The organism is Chitinophagaceae bacterium (genome assembly GCA_016717285.1).
In the GTDB taxonomy this organism is placed as follows: Bacteria; Bacteroidota; Bacteroidia; order Chitinophagales; family UBA10324; genus JACCZZ01.
In genome coordinates this window covers 1709172-1726995 of the sequence record JADKFU010000005.1, presented here as the reverse complement: position 1 = coordinate 1726995, position 17824 = coordinate 1709172, and the positions used below count along the sequence as shown (strand labels likewise).

The 17824-nt window shown below is 42.2% G+C and carries 2 protein-coding genes; both read left to right on the top strand.

The annotated features are described in order from the left end of the window. The first annotated feature begins 12 nt into the window (after window positions 1–12). Window positions 13–13062: a T9SS type A sorting domain-containing protein gene (locus IPO83_16790; GenBank protein ID MBK9732911.1), complete on the top strand. Its 13050-nt coding sequence runs from the start codon at window positions 13–15 to the stop codon at window positions 13060–13062. A gap of 363 nt (window positions 13063–13425) precedes the next feature. Further along, complete coding sequence (locus IPO83_16785) at window positions 13426–17730, top strand: T9SS type A sorting domain-containing protein (GenBank protein MBK9732910.1); 4305 nt, start codon at window positions 13426–13428, stop codon at window positions 17728–17730. The last annotated feature ends 94 nt before the right edge of the window (window positions 17731–17824 follow it).

Genomic DNA, 17824 nt, shown 5'->3' with positions numbered 1-17824 from the left:
ATCCAACCCACCATGATAAAACTTCTACTCCGTAATCAAGGTTTTGCTTTTATTCTCCTGTTTCTCCTATTCACTCAATCGGCCCATGCATTTTTAGTAAGTGAATTACAGGCCACTTATCGTTACGGTCAGGTGTTTCTTACCTGGAAAAATTCAACCACTACAAACCTGCAATACAATGTTTACCGTTCCACTTCACCTCTAAATGCCACTAATCTCAACGCTACTACTTTCTTGGGTTATGTTCGCGATAACTCAGCAAAAAATGTCCGGAAAGCATCGCTATATACCGGAAGTTTTTATTTCAAGATCACTGACAGCGGCAGCCCTTTAGCAAGTGACCGTGGCTTATATGTTGCAACCTGCACGAACAATGCCTCCTATTATTATGCCGTCACAATCGTCAACCTGAGTACTGGTGTGGAGGATAAATCATTAATTAACTCAGCAAATTCATTAGCAGTACCTGTGGCCGAAACAATTGCCGATCCGCAGGCAGTTCTACAGCTTCAAAATAATGAGACAGACGGTTCGGTTAGATACGAATATGCTATGTGGGGCAATAACCAGAATGCCAGTCACTTTCCCGCTTTTAACAATGCCGGTTCTTATGCACATAATTTTACCGTCTTTAAAGTGGGCAACAGTACCAACCGATCCATTTATATACAATACAAAGATGATAACCCATTTTCCAATTCAGGCATCAATGTGTGTACCGATTGTAACGTGATAAAGATTGATGACCGCCTGCCCAATGGGGTTGACTCTTATTGGAGCGGATGGAATGAGAATTATAATATGTACTCCACTACTAATCCTGTAGCTACATCAGGGGTCGTTAAAATGTATACGCAGGCACGTTTGAAAGAAACAATTGAGTGGTTAAGAAAAAATATTTCTGCCGACAGCAATCGTGTCTACCTGATCGGTGTTTCACACAATGCTTTTGGCGCTTTACTGACCTCCCAGATGTGGCCCAATCAGGTTACCGCTGTTTCTGCAAAAAATGCCCCTATCATTATTAAACCCATCAACAACTCTCCACGCGAGGAGCAATGGTGCGACAATCTGGTAAATCTTAATTCAGATTATAATGACCCAAATACAGGTCTTCCTATCCTGATATGGGATCTTTTTAGTATTTACCATATGTATGGCATCAACAAGACCAGAGGTATTCCATTTAATGAAGGAATTAATGGCAAGAAAGACGTGACTGTTGGCTGGGTTCAAAAATTTTATTGGTATGATTCAGTGAATGTCTATAATCAGGGTGGAGCATGGTATTGGGATCAGCGGACACATAATAATACCGGAGGGTTATTTTTAGATGAGGAAGTATCTCCGGCGTTCGAAAGATTTTCTCTAGCCCGTTCTTATCCCGCATTTGCGTATTGTTCAATTAATCAGAATCCTGGAAATGGAACTCCTACGGATGGAGCACCTGTTGGAGCAATAAATGGCTACCTCGACTGGAATGATGCTTCTATTAATGACATCAGCACTAATTATGATATAACCTGCTTTGTGAAAAATTTTTATGCCGGCGGTGTACTATTGGCAAATCAATATGATTCCTGTACAACTAATATTACGTTCAGAAGACTTCAGCAATTCAAACCATTGGTTGGACAGGTGATTACCTGGGCTGTTCGAAAAAACAACGGGAATGTAATTCAGCAAGGCACCATGGTGTATAACGGAGGCCCCATCACGCTGACGGGTATTAAAATTTACAAAGTTGGAAGTAACATCAGTCTGTCGGTTCCCGGATGTACTACTAAGTATTATGCTGATACCGATCATGATGGATACGGATCGAGCACCGATGCGGGCACAATTTATTGCATTGCACCCAATGGATTTGTGACCAATAACAATGATTGCAACGACAACAATGTGTCCATAAATCCTTTAGCCCAGGAAGTATGCGATGCCAATGATATAGATGAGGATTGTGATGGAATGTCAGATGATGCGGATGCAAGCGTAACAGGTAAAATGGTTTATTATCCGGATGCTGACCATGACGGATTTGGCTCCTCAACATCAAGCGGAACATTGTATTGTAATCCACCTGCCTGGTATATCACCAATAAAACAGACTGCAATGATGCCAACAGTGCTGTTCGTCCTAATGGCCAGGAGATCTGTGATGCCAACGATGTTGATGAAGATTGCGATGGACTGTCAGATGATGCTGATGCTTCAGTAACAGGGAAACAGACCTATTATATTGATGCTGATCATGATGGTTTTGGAAGTATCATTCTGCCTGGAACAGCCTATTGCAATCCGCCGGCATGGACCGTTACCAATCATACTGATTGCAATGATCTGAACGCTGCGATTTTTCCAACAGCTGTTGAAATTTGTGACCTGTTCAGCATCGATGAAAATTGCAACGGATTATCAGATGATGCGGACCCTGCTGCCACAGGAAAAATAAGTTATTACCCTGATGCAGATCTGGACGGATATGGAACCAGCGCTGGTTCAGGAACTGCCTATTGCCATCCTCCTTTGGGTTTGCAGAGTTCACATAACGATTGCAACGATAACAATATCACCATTAACCCGGCTGCCATAGAAATATGCGATGTGAATAATATTGATGAAAATTGCAATGGCCTCGCGGACAATGCCGATGCGCTTGCACTCGGTAAGATTATTTATTACAAAGATGTTGACCTGGACGGATTTGGAAGTCTTGCTGATGCCGGCACTTTTTATTGCGATCAGCCTGCAGCCACTACATTAAATCATACGGATTGTAATGATGCGAATGCATCTATAAACCCTTCCGCAGGTGAAATTTGTGATGCCAATGATGCGGATGAAGATTGTGATGGTTTGGCAGATGATTTGGATCTTTCTGTAACAGGCAAGCAGATTTATTACATAGATGCTGATCATGACGGCTTTGGTAACTCTCTGCTTCCAGGAACTCCATTCTGCAATGCTCCTGAATGGACCGTAACCAATAATACTGATTGCAATGATATCAATGCAGCAATTAATCCAATGGCTAACGAGCTCTGTAATGCAAGCCTGATAGATGAGGATTGTGATGGGCTGATTGATGCAGCAGATCCATCAGCAATCGGAACAATTATTTATTATGTGGATGCAGATTTAGATGGTTTCGGATCAGCATCTGCTATAGGAACCGCTTATTGCAACCCTCCCGCAGGTCTCGTTACGTCGCATAATGATTGTAACGATAACAACGCATCAATTAATCCTAATGCCACGGAAATATGTGATTTAAATAATGTGGATGAAAACTGCAATGGACTGGCTGACAATGCAGATGCAAATGCTATTGGTAAGATCATTTATTACAAAGATGTTGATCTGGATGCATTTGGTGATCTTTCAGATGCCGGAACGCTATATTGTGATCAACCTGCGGCCACTACATTAAATCATACTGATTGTAATGATGCGAATGCATCAATAAATCCTGCTGCCAGCGAAGTTTGCGATCCAAATCATCTCGATGAAGATTGCGATGGATTAGCGGACAGTGCTGATCCTTCTGCAACTGGAGCAACATCCTATTACATCGATTCAGATAATGATGGTTATGGTTCTGCTATTGCTACAGGAACAGTGTACTGTACGCCGCCAGCAGGTTACGTTTCAAACCAAACAGATTGCAACGATGCCAACAGCGCGGTTAATCCCGGTACCCAGGAAATCTGCAGTGCTAATAACATTGATGAAAATTGCAATGGTCTTGCCGATAATGCTGATCCCGGTGCCATAGGAAAACTTACCTATTATGCCGATGCCGACAATGATGGTTATGGAAGTGCAACAGCGTCCGGTATTGCCTATTGCCAACCTCCGGCCGGTGTTTCTTTAACTCACAACGATTGTGCTGATGGCAATGCTAACATTAACCCCGGTGCGCCTGATATTTGTGATGGCATTGATAATAACTGCAATGGAACAGTTGATGAAAATGCAATTAGCGTTACGGTTACTGCGGCAGGTTCACTAAGTGGATGTAAAACTGATTTTATTACGTTAACCGCTACGGGAAATAATATCACTTCCTATAAATGGTATAAAGGCTCAAATCCAAATTCAGTTGCCGGACAATCCAACTCCACCTATAATCTCAATTACGAAACCACAACAGTTAAAGCTGTGGTCTCCAATGGTTTTGGTTGCACTGTCACTTCAAACATTATTTCGCTTACCGCCCTTAATTCTCCCGCTTCTACAATAACTGTTTTAAATAATGGCAACCTGAACTTATGCGCAGGACCCGTTACGCTTACTGCAACAGGTGGTACCAATTATACCTGGCAGTGGTACATGAATGATGTTGCCATCGCAGGTGCAACCGGCATTAATTATACTGCAACCGGCAATGGTGTCATTACGGTTAAAGTAACCAACGTGACCGGTTGTTATAAAATTTCCAATCCTGTAACAGTGTTTGGACAAGCAAATTTTTATGTAGATGCAGATCTTGACGGGTATGGTTCTTCAACGGCTACTGCTTCTACTTTTTGCACACCTCCTCCGGGAACATCTATCAATAATACAGATTGCAATGATGCCAACAGCTCGGTTAATCCCGGTGTCCAGGAAATCTGCAGTGCAAATAACATAGATGAAAATTGCAATGGTCTTGCCGATAATGCTGATCCCGGTGCCATAGGAAAACTTACCTATTATGCCGATGCCGACAATGATGGTTATGGAAGTGCAACAGCGTCCGGTATTGCCTATTGCCAACCTCCGGCCGGTGTTTCTTTAACTCACAACGATTGTGCTGATGGCAATGCTAACATTAACCCCGGTGCGCCTGATATTTGTGATGGCATTGATAATAACTGCAATGGAACAGTTGATGAAAATGCAATTAGCGTTACGGTTACTGCGGCAGGTTCACTAAGTGGATGTAAAACTGATTTTATTACGTTAACCGCTACGGGAAATAATATCACTTCCTATAAATGGTATAAAGGCTCAAATCCAAATTCAGTTGCCGGACAATCCAACTCCACCTATAATCTCAATTACGAAACCACAACAGTTAAAGCTGTGGTCTCCAATGGTTTTGGTTGCACTGTCACTTCAAACATTATTTCGCTTACCGCCCTTAATTCTCCCGCTTCTACAATAACTGTTTTAAATAATGGCAACCTGAACTTATGCGCAGGAGCCGTTACGCTTGCTGCAACAGGTGGTACCAATTATACCTGGCAGTGGTACATGAATGATGTTGCCATCGCAGGTGCAACCGGCATTAATTATACTGCAACCGGCAATGGTGTCATTACGGTTAAAGTAACCAACGTGACCGGTTGTTATAAAATTTCCAATCCTGTAACAGTGTTTGGACAAGCAAATTTTTATGTAGATGCAGATCTTGACGGGTATGGTTCTTCAACAGCTACTGCTTCTTCCTTTTGTATCCCTCCTGCCGGAATGGTGAATAATAATACCGATTGCAATGATGCCAACAGCGCGGTTAATCCCGGTGCCCAGGAAATCTGCAGTGCTAACAACATAGATGAAAACTGCAATGGTCTCGCTGACAATGCCGATCCGGCAGCCATTGGACTTTTAACTTATTACATAGATGCGGATAATGACGGTTATGGTTCCGCTGTTGCTCCAGGAACCTCTTATTGCTTTCCTCCTGCAGGGCTTGTTTCAAACCATTCAGATTGTAATGATGCTAATAGCGCGATCAAACCAAATGCTCAGGAAATATGTGATGCTAATGCCATTGATGAAAATTGCAACGGCCTGGCCGACAATGCTGATCCTTCTGCCATCGGAAAAGTTACCTATTATCCCGATGCTGACAACGACAGTTATGGAAGTGCCTCCTCTTCAGGAACTGCTTACTGTATTCCTCCGGCAGGTGTTACTTTGAGCCATAATGATTGTGCTGACGGTAATGCAGCTATTAACCCTGCGGCCATTGATATTTGCGATGGCCTTGATAATAATTGCGATGGAGTTGTTGATGAAAATGCACCTACAATTATTATTACTGCAGGTGGACCACTAACAGGATGTAAATGCGATTCTATTACCCTCACCGCTTCCGGAAATAACATCACCTCCTATAAATGGTACAAAGGCTCAAATCCCAATTCAATAGCCGGTCAATCCAACGCCACTTATACACTCAAGTATGAAACTACTACAGTTACTGCTGTTGCATCCAACGGTTTTGGTTGTTCCACCACTTCAAATGGTATTTCATTAATCAGTCTTAACCTGCCCGCTGCTGTAATAACAGCAATAAATAATGGCAATTTAAATATCTGTGAAGGAACTGTTACACTCGGTGCTTCAGGTGGTGCTAATTATACCTGGCAGTGGTACCGCAATGACGTGATCATCTCGGGTGCAACGGATAGTAATTTCATCGCTACCATTAATGGTACTTATACAGTAAAAGTGACCAATGTAAGTGGTTGCTTTAAATTGTCTGATCCTGTAACTGTATTTGGACAGTCAAATTTTTATTTGGATGAAGACCTTGACGGGTATGGATCCCGCACATCAGAGCCCTCTTTAGCTTGCACAACTCCTGCCGGAATGGCTCCCAATAACACTGATTGCAATGATTCCATTAATTCGATTCATCCGGGTGCTCAGGAAGTTTGCAGTACAAACTTCATTGATGAAGATTGTAATGGACTCGCTGACAATTTCGATCCGGCAACAATGGGCCGATTATATTATTATATAGATTCAGATAATGACGGTTACGGTTCAGCTCTTGCAACTGGAACACTTTCTTGTTTTGCCCCCGAAGGCCTTGTTTCAAATAACACCGATTGCAATGATGAAAATAGTTTAGTTAAGCCAGATGCTCTTGAAATCTGTGATGCCAATGCTATTGACGAAAATTGCAACGGCCTGGCCGACAATGCTGATCCTTCTGCCATCGGAAAAGTTACCTATTATCCCGATGCTGACAACGACAGTTATGGAAGTGCCTCCTCTTCAGGAACTGCTTACTGTATTCCTCCGGCAGGTGTTGCTTTGAGCCATAATGATTGTGCTGACGGTAATGCAGCTATTAACCCTGCAGCCATTGATATTTGCGATGGCCTTGATAATAATTGCGATGGAGTTGTTGATGAAAATGCACCTACAATTATTATTACTGCAGGTGGACCACTAACAGGATGTAAATGCGATTCTATTACCCTCACCGCTTCCGGAAATAACATCACTTCCTATAAATGGTACAAAGGCTCAAATCCCAATTCAATAGCCGGTCAATCCAACGCCACTTATACACTCAAGTATGAAACTACTACAGTTACTGCTGTTGCATCCAACGGTTTTGGTTGTTCCACCACTTCAAATGGTATTTCATTAATCAGTCTTAACCTGCCCGCTGCTGTAATAACAGCATTAAATAATGGCAATTTAAATATCTGTGAAGGAACTGTTACACTCGGTGCTTCAGGTGGTGCTAATTATACCTGGCAATGGTACCGCAATGACGTGATCATCTCGGGTGCAACGGATAGTAATTTCATCGCTACCATTAATGGTACTTATACAGTAAAAGTGACCAATGTAAGTGGTTGCTTTAAATTGTCTGATCCTGTAACTGTATTTGGACAGTCAAATTTTTATTTGGATGAAGACCTTGACGGATATGGCTCCTCCACATCCACCGCTTCTTTATTTTGCACGCCTCCTGCAGGAATGACTATCAATAACACCGACTGCAATGATGCCAACAGCGCCATTCATCCAGGTGCCCAGGAAATCTGCAGTGCTAATAATATTGATGAAGATTGCAATGGTCTTGCTGACAATGCCGATCCTTCAGCAATTGGACTTTTATCTTATTACATAGATGCAGATAATGACGGTTATGGTTCAGCTCTTGCTACAGGAACTGCTTATTGCTTCCCTCCGGCAGGATTTGTTTCAAACAACACGGATTGCAATGATGAAAATGACGCCATTAATCCGGTTGCTCAGGAAATTTGTGATGCAAATTCAATAGATGAAAACTGCAACGGTCTGGCAGATAACCAGGATACCCTGGCTTCTGGAAAGATTATTTATTATACTGATGCTGACAATGATGGCTATGGAAGTGTGGCAGCAGCAGGAACTGCTTATTGTCATCCTCCTGCGGGTGTTGCTGTTTCAAATAATGATTGCAACGATGCAAATGGATTGGTGAATCCTGCAGCCAGTGAAATATGTGATGCAAACATGGTAGATGAAGATTGCGATGGAGTTGCAGATGACAATGATGTTTCTGTTTTCGGACAAGCTTTGTATTACCCGGACGCCGATCATGATGGTTATGGAGCAACTGCTATTTCAGGAACAGCTTATTGCCATCCTCCTGCGGAACTGGTAATCGATAACACTGATTGTAATGATAGTAACAGCGAAATTAATCCGTCTGTAGTTGAGCTTTGTGACAATACTATTGATGATAACTGCAATGGCTTTATCGACAATGCCGATCCAACAATTGCAGGTTCAACTCTATATTACAAAGATTTGGATATGGATGGCTTTGGTGATGCAACTGATCCGGGCACAACTTACTGTAGTGCACCTGCAGGAAAAGTTTTAAATCACACAGATTGTAATGATGCCAATAACCTGGTCAATCCTTTTGCAAGTGAAATTTGTGACGCCAACCACATTGATGAAAACTGCAACGGACTTAGCGATGATAATGATCCGGGTGTACTTGGTTCAGTACTCTATTATCCTGATGCCGATATGGATGGTTTTGGTGCAGCTAATAATCCGGGAACAAAATACTGTAGTCCACCTTCAGGTGAAGTTGCCAGTAACAATGATTGTAACGATGCAAATAGCTCAGTAAAACCAACAGCTATTGAGATCTGCGATGCTAACCATATAGATGAAAATTGCAACGGTCTGTCTGACGATGCTGACCCATTAGCACTAGGAAAAATCGTTTATTACGCGGATGCAGATAATGATGGTTATGGTTCACTTACCGCTCCGGGTATTGCCTTTTGTGCTCCACCCGCAGGAGTTGTTACCAGCCATGACGATTGCAATGATGGGGTAGCTTCCGTCAATCCTGCTGCCGCAGAAATATGTGATGAAAACAATGTGGATGAAAATTGCAATGGATTATCAGATGATCTGGATCTAACAGCGACAGGTAAGATTCTATATTATGCTGATATTGATCTTGATGGCTTTGGCACATCATCTGGATCAGGAAGTGGATTTTGTGATGCTCCTTTAAATCTCGTTACGAACCACTCTGATTGCAATGACAATAATGCTGCGATCAAACCTTCTGCCACTGAAATTTGCGATGCAAATGATGTGGATGAAGACTGTGATGGCTTGGGAGATGACGCAGATCCTTCGGCTATCGGAAAAATTCTATACTATCCAGATGCAGATCTGGATGGATACGGTGCATTGAATGCTACCGGAAGCGCATGGTGTAATCAGCCTGTAGGAAAAGTGAGCAACAAAACCGATTGCAATGATGCAAACAGCTCAATCAATCCAGCCGGAACCGAAATTTGTGATGCCAACGATCTTGATGAAGATTGTGACGGCCTCTCAGACGATAATGATGCATCCGTGGTTGGTAAAATGAATTATTATCCCGATGCAGACAATGACGGGTATGGCTCAACAGGCGGTTCAGGAATTCTTTATTGTAATCCGCCATTAGGAAAAGCACCTAACCAGAATGATTGTAATGACAATAATCCTGCTATTCATCCTGGCGCCACAGAATTTTGCGATGCGAACGGCCTTGATGAAGATTGTGATGGTCTGTCAGACAATAATGATCCTTCTGCAATTGGAAAGGTTACTTATTACGTGGATGCTGATGGTGATACATATGGGTCTTCGAGTGATCCGGGAACTGCTTATTGCTTTCCGCCTGCCGGTGTGGTTACCTCCAAAACAGATTGCGCAGATAATAACGCGAGCATCAAACCCGGCGCCACTGAGATTTGCGATGGAATCGATAATAACTGCAATGGTTTGATTGATGAAAATTTAAATCCTTCCAACCCAATGCCGCAACCTGTCATTACGCCTGTAGGATCAACATCATTTTGTTATGATCAAAGCGTAACTCTGAATGCACCTGTTGGATTTAATAATTATACATGGTCGAACGGAAAAGTAGGTCAATCGATCACAGCAAACTTGGAAGGAAACATCACTGTAACTGTTAAAGATGCGAACAATTGTTACGGAACCTCAGCGCCAGTTAATCTTACTGTTTGGGAACCTGCCGTTCCAACTTTGAGTTTGTCCGGCCCATCAACTTATTGCGTAGAAAATCCTTCTGTATTATCCACCATTCCAGGCTATAGTTATCAATGGAAAAAAGGTAGTACCGTTCTTACCGGTGCAACCAACCAAAGCTATAGTCCCACTTCAACCAGCACTGTTTACAAGGTGACGATCAATGATGTTCATGGATGCACAAAAACCTCAGATAATTTTTCAGTAACTGTAAATAGTGCCGCAGTGCCTGTAATTTCAACAACGGGTGGCACTTCGATCTGCATCGGACAAAGCACAACGCTTAATGCTACTGCAGGCTATAATTCTTATCTCTGGTCTACAGGACAGACTACTTCATCCATTCCGGTGTCAATTGCTGGAAATTACACGGTAGTCGGTACAGATCAGGATGGATGTTCTGCAGTGTCACTTGCGAAAACAATTGTTGTAAATCCATTGCCTCAACCAGTAATTACCGCTCAAGGACCTACCTCATTTTGTGACGGTGGAAGTGTAACACTTGATGCGGGTTCTGGCTATTCGACTTATAACTGGTCAAACGGAAAAAATACTTCCTCCGTTAACATCACCGGATCAGGATCCTATTCGGTTACTGTCACCAATTCCAACTCCTGCAGTGGTACCGCTTCTGCTGTTACTGTTACAGAATGGGTACCTGAAATACCAACTATCGTTACAAGTATTGGAGCAACAACATTCTGCGCCAATACAGGTGTTTATCTTACCACCATTTCGGGCACTGCTTATCAATGGCAAAAATCAGGTGTTGATATTGCAGGCGCGACGGCAAAGAATTATACCCCCACTTCAAGTGGCAGCTATAAGGTAACTGTAATTGATTTGCATGGCTGTCAGGCTACTTCTGTTTCATTTTCCATCACTATTCTTTCGAATCCTGTACCTGTCATCACCGGAACTTCAACCATTTGCAACGGCTTCACCACCTTGCTTAGCTGTGGTACTTTCAATGCATATCTATGGTCTACAGGATCAGTTGCAGCCAGCATAACTCCGGGAGCAGCAGGTGATTACACCGTTACTGTTACCGATGCCAATGGATGTGTAGGTACGTCCGCTCCCAAGACTACTACTGTGGTTCCATTACCAACACCTGTAATAACTGCTCAGGGACCCATTCAATTCTGTGACGGAGGTTCGGTAACATTAGATGCAGGAAGCGGTTATAACAGCTATAGCTGGTCCAATTCAAAATTCACACAAACCAATGTTATTAATTCTTCCGGCACTTACACTGTTACTGTTACCAATGCGAATGGTTGTTCCGGAACTTCAACTCCTGTAACCGTTGATGAATGGATTCCTCCTACACCTGTAGTTTCAACCAGTACGGGCGCTACTACTTTCTGCGCGAATGCCGGTGTGTTTCTGACCACAATTGGAGGTTATGGTTATCAATGGCAAAAATCTTCACTGGATATTGCCGGAGCAACCTTACAAAACTATACTCCGACTTCCGGTGGTAGTTATAAGGTGATTATTACAGATATTCATGGTTGTTCTAAAACAGCTACCGCGCTTACCATCACCATTAATAACAATCCTGTTCCTGTAATTGCAGGTTCAGGCATCGTTTGTCAGGGAAGCTCCGTAACGTTAACATGCGGCACCTTTGTTACTTATAGTTGGTCTACAGGATCAACTGCATCTTCCATAATTTCGACTACTTCCAATAGCTATACCGTGACTGTTACAGATGTTAATGGATGCCCCGGAACATCGGCTCCTAAAACAACAACGCTTACAGCACTGCCAACACCTGTAATCACCGCTCAGGGACCCATTCAATTCTGTGATGGTGGTTCGGTAACCTTAGATGCCGGAAGTGGCTATTCATCTTATAACTGGTCTAACAGTAAAACAACACAAACCAATCCAATCACGGCGTCAGGAACCTTTACTGTAACTGTAACAAATGCGAGTGGTTGTTCCGGCACCTCTGCACCGGTAACAGTTGACGAGTGGATTCCTCCCACGCCTTCAGTTACCATTGTTGGTCCGGCTACTTTTTGTGCAAATAACAGTACCACTTATTTAACCACTTTAGCAGGTCCTTATAGCTATCAATGGATCAAAGGTTCCACCGATCAGGCTGGGGCAACAAACCAAAACTATTCACCTACTGCCACTGCTTCATACAAAGTAAAAATAACCGATATACATGGTTGCAGTAAAACAAGTGGTACGGTTAGCATTACAGCGAATAGTGCTCCCACCGCTTCAATAAACATTTCTGGCAGTGCCAATATTTGTTCCGGTCAGACAAAAACAATCAATGCCAACACCGGCACCGGTTTAACGTATCAATGGAAGAAAGAGGGCATAACGATTTCCGGCGCCACCGCCTCAAGTTATGTTGCCAGCGTTGCAGGAAATTACACTTGCGTCGTCACGAACTCAAATGGTTGTTCCTCTACATCAAACATCATGGTGATCACCAGCAACTGCAAGGACGATGAAGCATTGGTTGAAATTAAAAGTGATGCATCCTGGTTATTATATCCTAATCCGACAAGCAATGACTTGCATGTGAGGTTGAGTCTCGGCACAAAAGAATCAGGCAATTACGAAATGGAAATAAGGAATATGCTTGGAGAAATCGTTTGGAGTAATAAATCACTTTTTTCTGAACATACTGTCTCTGAAGATTTGTTCCTTAATGATAGGCTTCCTGCAGGTATTTATTTTGTGATCGTAAACGCGAATGGAGACATTTATCATACTCAATTTATACTTACCAGGAAATAAATAAGAAATGCTTTAAAAAAGGAAGGCAGTATGCGGTCATCGCGTGCTGCCTTTTTTATTTTCATTTACACGAATATTACGACGGTGTTTGATACCTATTTAAAAAACATATAATATCCCAAGTTAACTATTTTCAACCGAAAAATTTTGTACACGCATTACAAATAAATTAATGTGAAAGCATCATATAGTGATGCGATTTAATAAAAAGGCAGTTCAGATATCCACACCCGTAAATCATTCTAATTTCCACATAAAACGGCAGGCTTTTTACATGCTAAAAAACATTCTATCTTACCGATCCGAAACATTTTGAAAATGGAAACGTAACCGCCTCCAATATTCAATCAACCAGACCCAAAAATGACTTCTTTTTTAACGGAATTTCGCGGCTTCACAGTTGCGATCATGCTTTCCTTTATATTTAATTTTTCAGGTAATGCATTTACTGTTAGTGAACTGCAAGCTGTAAAATATAATGGTCAGGTATTTCTTACCTGGAAAAATCCGGCAGGAACAAATTTTCAGTATAATGTTTACCGTTCGTCAACTCCTATCACAGTAGTATCAAATCTTTCTACTGCCAATTTCCTTGGTTATGTGCGGGATAATTCTGCTAAAAATGTCCGTAAATCAAATCTTTATGGTTCAAGTTATTATTTTAAGATCACCGCCACTGGAGCACCATTGGCAACTGATCGTGGATTGTATGTGACTACCTGTACAAGCAGCGGGTCTTTTTATTATGCGGTAATGGTTGTTAATCTGTCTACTGGCCAGGAAGATAAATTAGTGCTCAATGGACTGAATTCACTCCTTTTACCGATCTCGGAATCAGTCGCCAATCCTCAGCCTGTACTTCAGTATCAATCGGTAGAAACGGATGGAACTTTAAGGTACGAATATGCACAGTGGGGCAATAATCAATCCTCCAGTCAGTATCCTGCTTTTACCAATGCCGGCTCTTATGCCTGGAACTTCACAGTTTTTAAGTCTGGCAACAGTGCCAATAAGTCTATTTACATGCTGTTCAAAGATGAAAGCCCCTTTACCACTACCGGTCTTGACGTTTGCACCGATTGCAATATTATTAAGATCGATGATCGGCTGCCGAACGGAGTAGATACTTACTGGTCGGGCTGGAATGATAATTATAACATGTATTCTACTAACAACTCAGTACCTTCTTCAGGTGTTGTAAAAATGTATACCCAGGCCAGATTAAAAGAAACACTTGAATGGGTGAGGAAAAATATTGGTGCCGATAGCAACAAAGTCTATCTTACTGGTGTCTCACACAACGGCTTTGGTGCCTTGCTGACTTCACAGATGTGGCCATCAATGGTTACTGCAGTTTCCGCTAAAAGCGCCCCGATTATTCTTAAAGCATTGAACAGTTCCGAGCGGGAGCAACAATGGTGCAGTTCTTCCGATAACTTTGAAACTGACTATAAAGATCCAAATACCGGGCAAAATATTCCAATCTGGAAACTTTTTGATATAAGACATATGTATCTTGTGAATGAAATGCGTGGAGGTCCGTTTATCAGTGGCATCAATGGGAAACAGGACGTTACCGTTGGTTGGGTTCAGAAATATTTCTGGTACGACAGCGTGGATGCCTCACGCCAGGGCGGTACCTGGTATTGGGATCAAAGAAATCATACGAATGATGGCGCTACATTTACTGAGGAAGAATATACACCCGCATTTGAAAGATTTACATTGGCGCGTTCTTATCCGGCCTTTTCATTTTGCTCTGTCGACCAGAATCCGGGCAATGGCACTCCTACAAATGGTGACCAGTTGGGTGCACTCAATGGTTACCTTGACTGGAATGATGCATCTATCGTAGACAATAGCACCAGTTACAGCATCACTTGTTTTGTTAAAAATATGTATGCCGGAGGAGCATTGCTGCCGCAGCAGTATGACTCTTGTACCACTGATATTGCTTTCCGGAGAATTCAAAAATTCAAACCAACTACCGGGAAAACAATTTACTGGAATGTAAAAAACAGTGCTAATAAAATTGTTCAGCAGGGAAGTCTTGTCTATACAGGCGATCCCATAACATTGTATGGTATAAAAGTCTACCGTACCAACAGCACTATTTCCTTGTCTTATACGCAATCATGTTCAACCATTTATTATGTTGATGCTGATAATGACGGATATGGTTCCTCCACTGATCCGGGAACAACTTATTGCACTCCTCCTTCGGGTGTTGTAACAAATAATACAGACTGTAATGATGCCAATGCAGCAATTAAACCGGGAGCACAGGAAGTATGCGATGCTAATGATGTTGATGAAGATTGCGACGGATTGAAAGATGATGCCGATGGTTCAGTTACAGGCAAAATAACTTATTACGTAGATGCTGATCATGATAATTATGGCTCTTCCATCGCAGCTGGTATTGCTTATTGTAACCCACCAGCCTGGTATATTACTAACCACACCGACTGTAACGATGCCAATGCATCCATCAAACCAGGAGGACAGGAATTGTGTGATGCAAATGATGTAGATGAAGACTGCGATGGACTTGCTGATGATTTAGATATATCTGCTACAGGGAAAGTGATTTATTATGTTGATGCAGATCATGACAACTTCGGTTCTTCCACTGCCACGGGAATAGCATATTGCAATCCGCCAGCCTGGTTCATCACTAATCACACGGACTGCAACGATGCAAATTCAGCCATCAAACCAGGAGGACAGGAATTGTGTGATGCAAATGATGCGGACGAAGATTGTGACGGTTTATCAGATGATGCAGATGCTTCCGTAACCGGAAAATTAACTTACTATATTGATAGTGATCACGACAGCTATGGTTCTTCTACTGCTACCGGAGTTGCTTATTGTAATCCTCCTGCCTGGTACACTACCAACCATACAGATTGTAATGATTCAAAGTCTTCTGTCAAGCCCAATGGAACAGAAATTTGTGATGTAAATGACGTAGACGAAGATTGTGATGGCCTTGCAGATGATGCAGACAACAGCGCCACAGGAAAATTGACCTATTACATTGACGTGGACCATGATACTTATGGATCTTCTTCAGCAACCGGTATTGCATACTGCAACCCTCCTGCCTGGGTTACCACCAATCACACCGATTGTAATGACACTGATGTATCCGTAAATCAGAGTGCTATTGATATTTGCGATGGTATTGATAACAATTGTAACGGAATTATTGATGAAAATGCAATTATATTTTCGATTGGCTCTACGGATCCTCTAAACGGTTGTAAAAATGACATGATAACTCTTACCGCGACAGGAACCAATATGGAAACCTTTAAATGGTACAAAGGAACGAATACAAATCCGATCAGTGGGCAGACTAATTCTTCCTACAGCCTGAACTATGAAAGCAATACGGTGAAAGCAGTTGTAACCAATGGCTTTGGATGCACCGCGACTTCCAATGTAATTTCACTGGGTGTTTTGGCGAATCCAACATCAGTAATTACAGTGAATAACGGAGGCAACCTTGATCTTTGCATGGGCTCTGTTAATCTTTCCACCAATGCAGTTATCAATTATGCACGTCAATGGTACAGGAATGATCTGATAGTAGCAGGTGCCACAAACCCTGACTATTTGCCTTCAACTGACGGTAACTATACCGTAATGGTAACAAACAATTTAGGCTGCAGTAAATTATCGGCTCCCGTAACGGTAACAGATGCTCTGCTTTATTATTCAGATACCGATCAGGATGGCTATGGGTCTGCTGCAGATCCGGGGACTTATTCTTGTATTCCTCTAATTGGAAAGGTCACCAATAACACAGACTGCAACGATGGTATAGCAACCATTTATCCTGGCGCTGCTGATATTTGTGATGGTCTTGATAATAACTGCAATGGCTCTATTGACGAAAATGCGATAACGGTTTCTGTTGGCCCTCCCGGACCCATTACCCTTTGTAAAAACGACTCTGTAACGTTTTTAGCTACCGGTTCAAACATCGAAAGCTTTAGCTGGTATAAAGGAAGTAGTAATGCGATAGTGCCCGGACAAACTAATTCAACCTATACTTTAATGCCTTACCAGAATACAAGCGTTAAAGCGGTTGTAAGCAATAGTTATGGATGCAGCGCTACTTCCAACACAGTATCTATTACAAGTGTTTCTAATCCAACATCATACATCAGCTCAATCAATCTGAACCTTTGTCTTGGTGCTGTATTACTTACGGCGTCGGGTGAATCCGCTGCTGTTACGTGGCAATGGTATAAAGGAGGGACGATAATTCCAGGTGCCACCTCATCAATTTATTCAGCCAGCCAGGCAGACTATTTTGAAGTAATTGTGACGAATACAAATAGTGGCTGCAGCAAATTGTCACCGGCTGTAACAGTAATTAATGCCTGCAAAACCACTGTTCAGACTGATGAAATAAAGGTTTACCCCAATCCGTCCAATGGACTTTTTCATTTATTGATCAGTAATATACATGATGCTAAGCTTGTTTTGAAACTCTCAGATATAACTGGAAGAGTGTTATTCACCACCGCTCAGCAAATTGAGGAGGAAAATTTCCAAACTGATATTGATCTGAAGAACCATCCGGCAGGAATTTACATGCTGGAGATTATTTTAGGAGATGAAGTAATGCACCAGCAAATTATCAATCAATAACCGGAAACAAATGCCTTACTTAATTTTCAAGTGCCCGCAAAATCTCTTCTTTTCCGGAAGTTGGAATCAATGATTCTGCAGGTCCGCCTGTAAT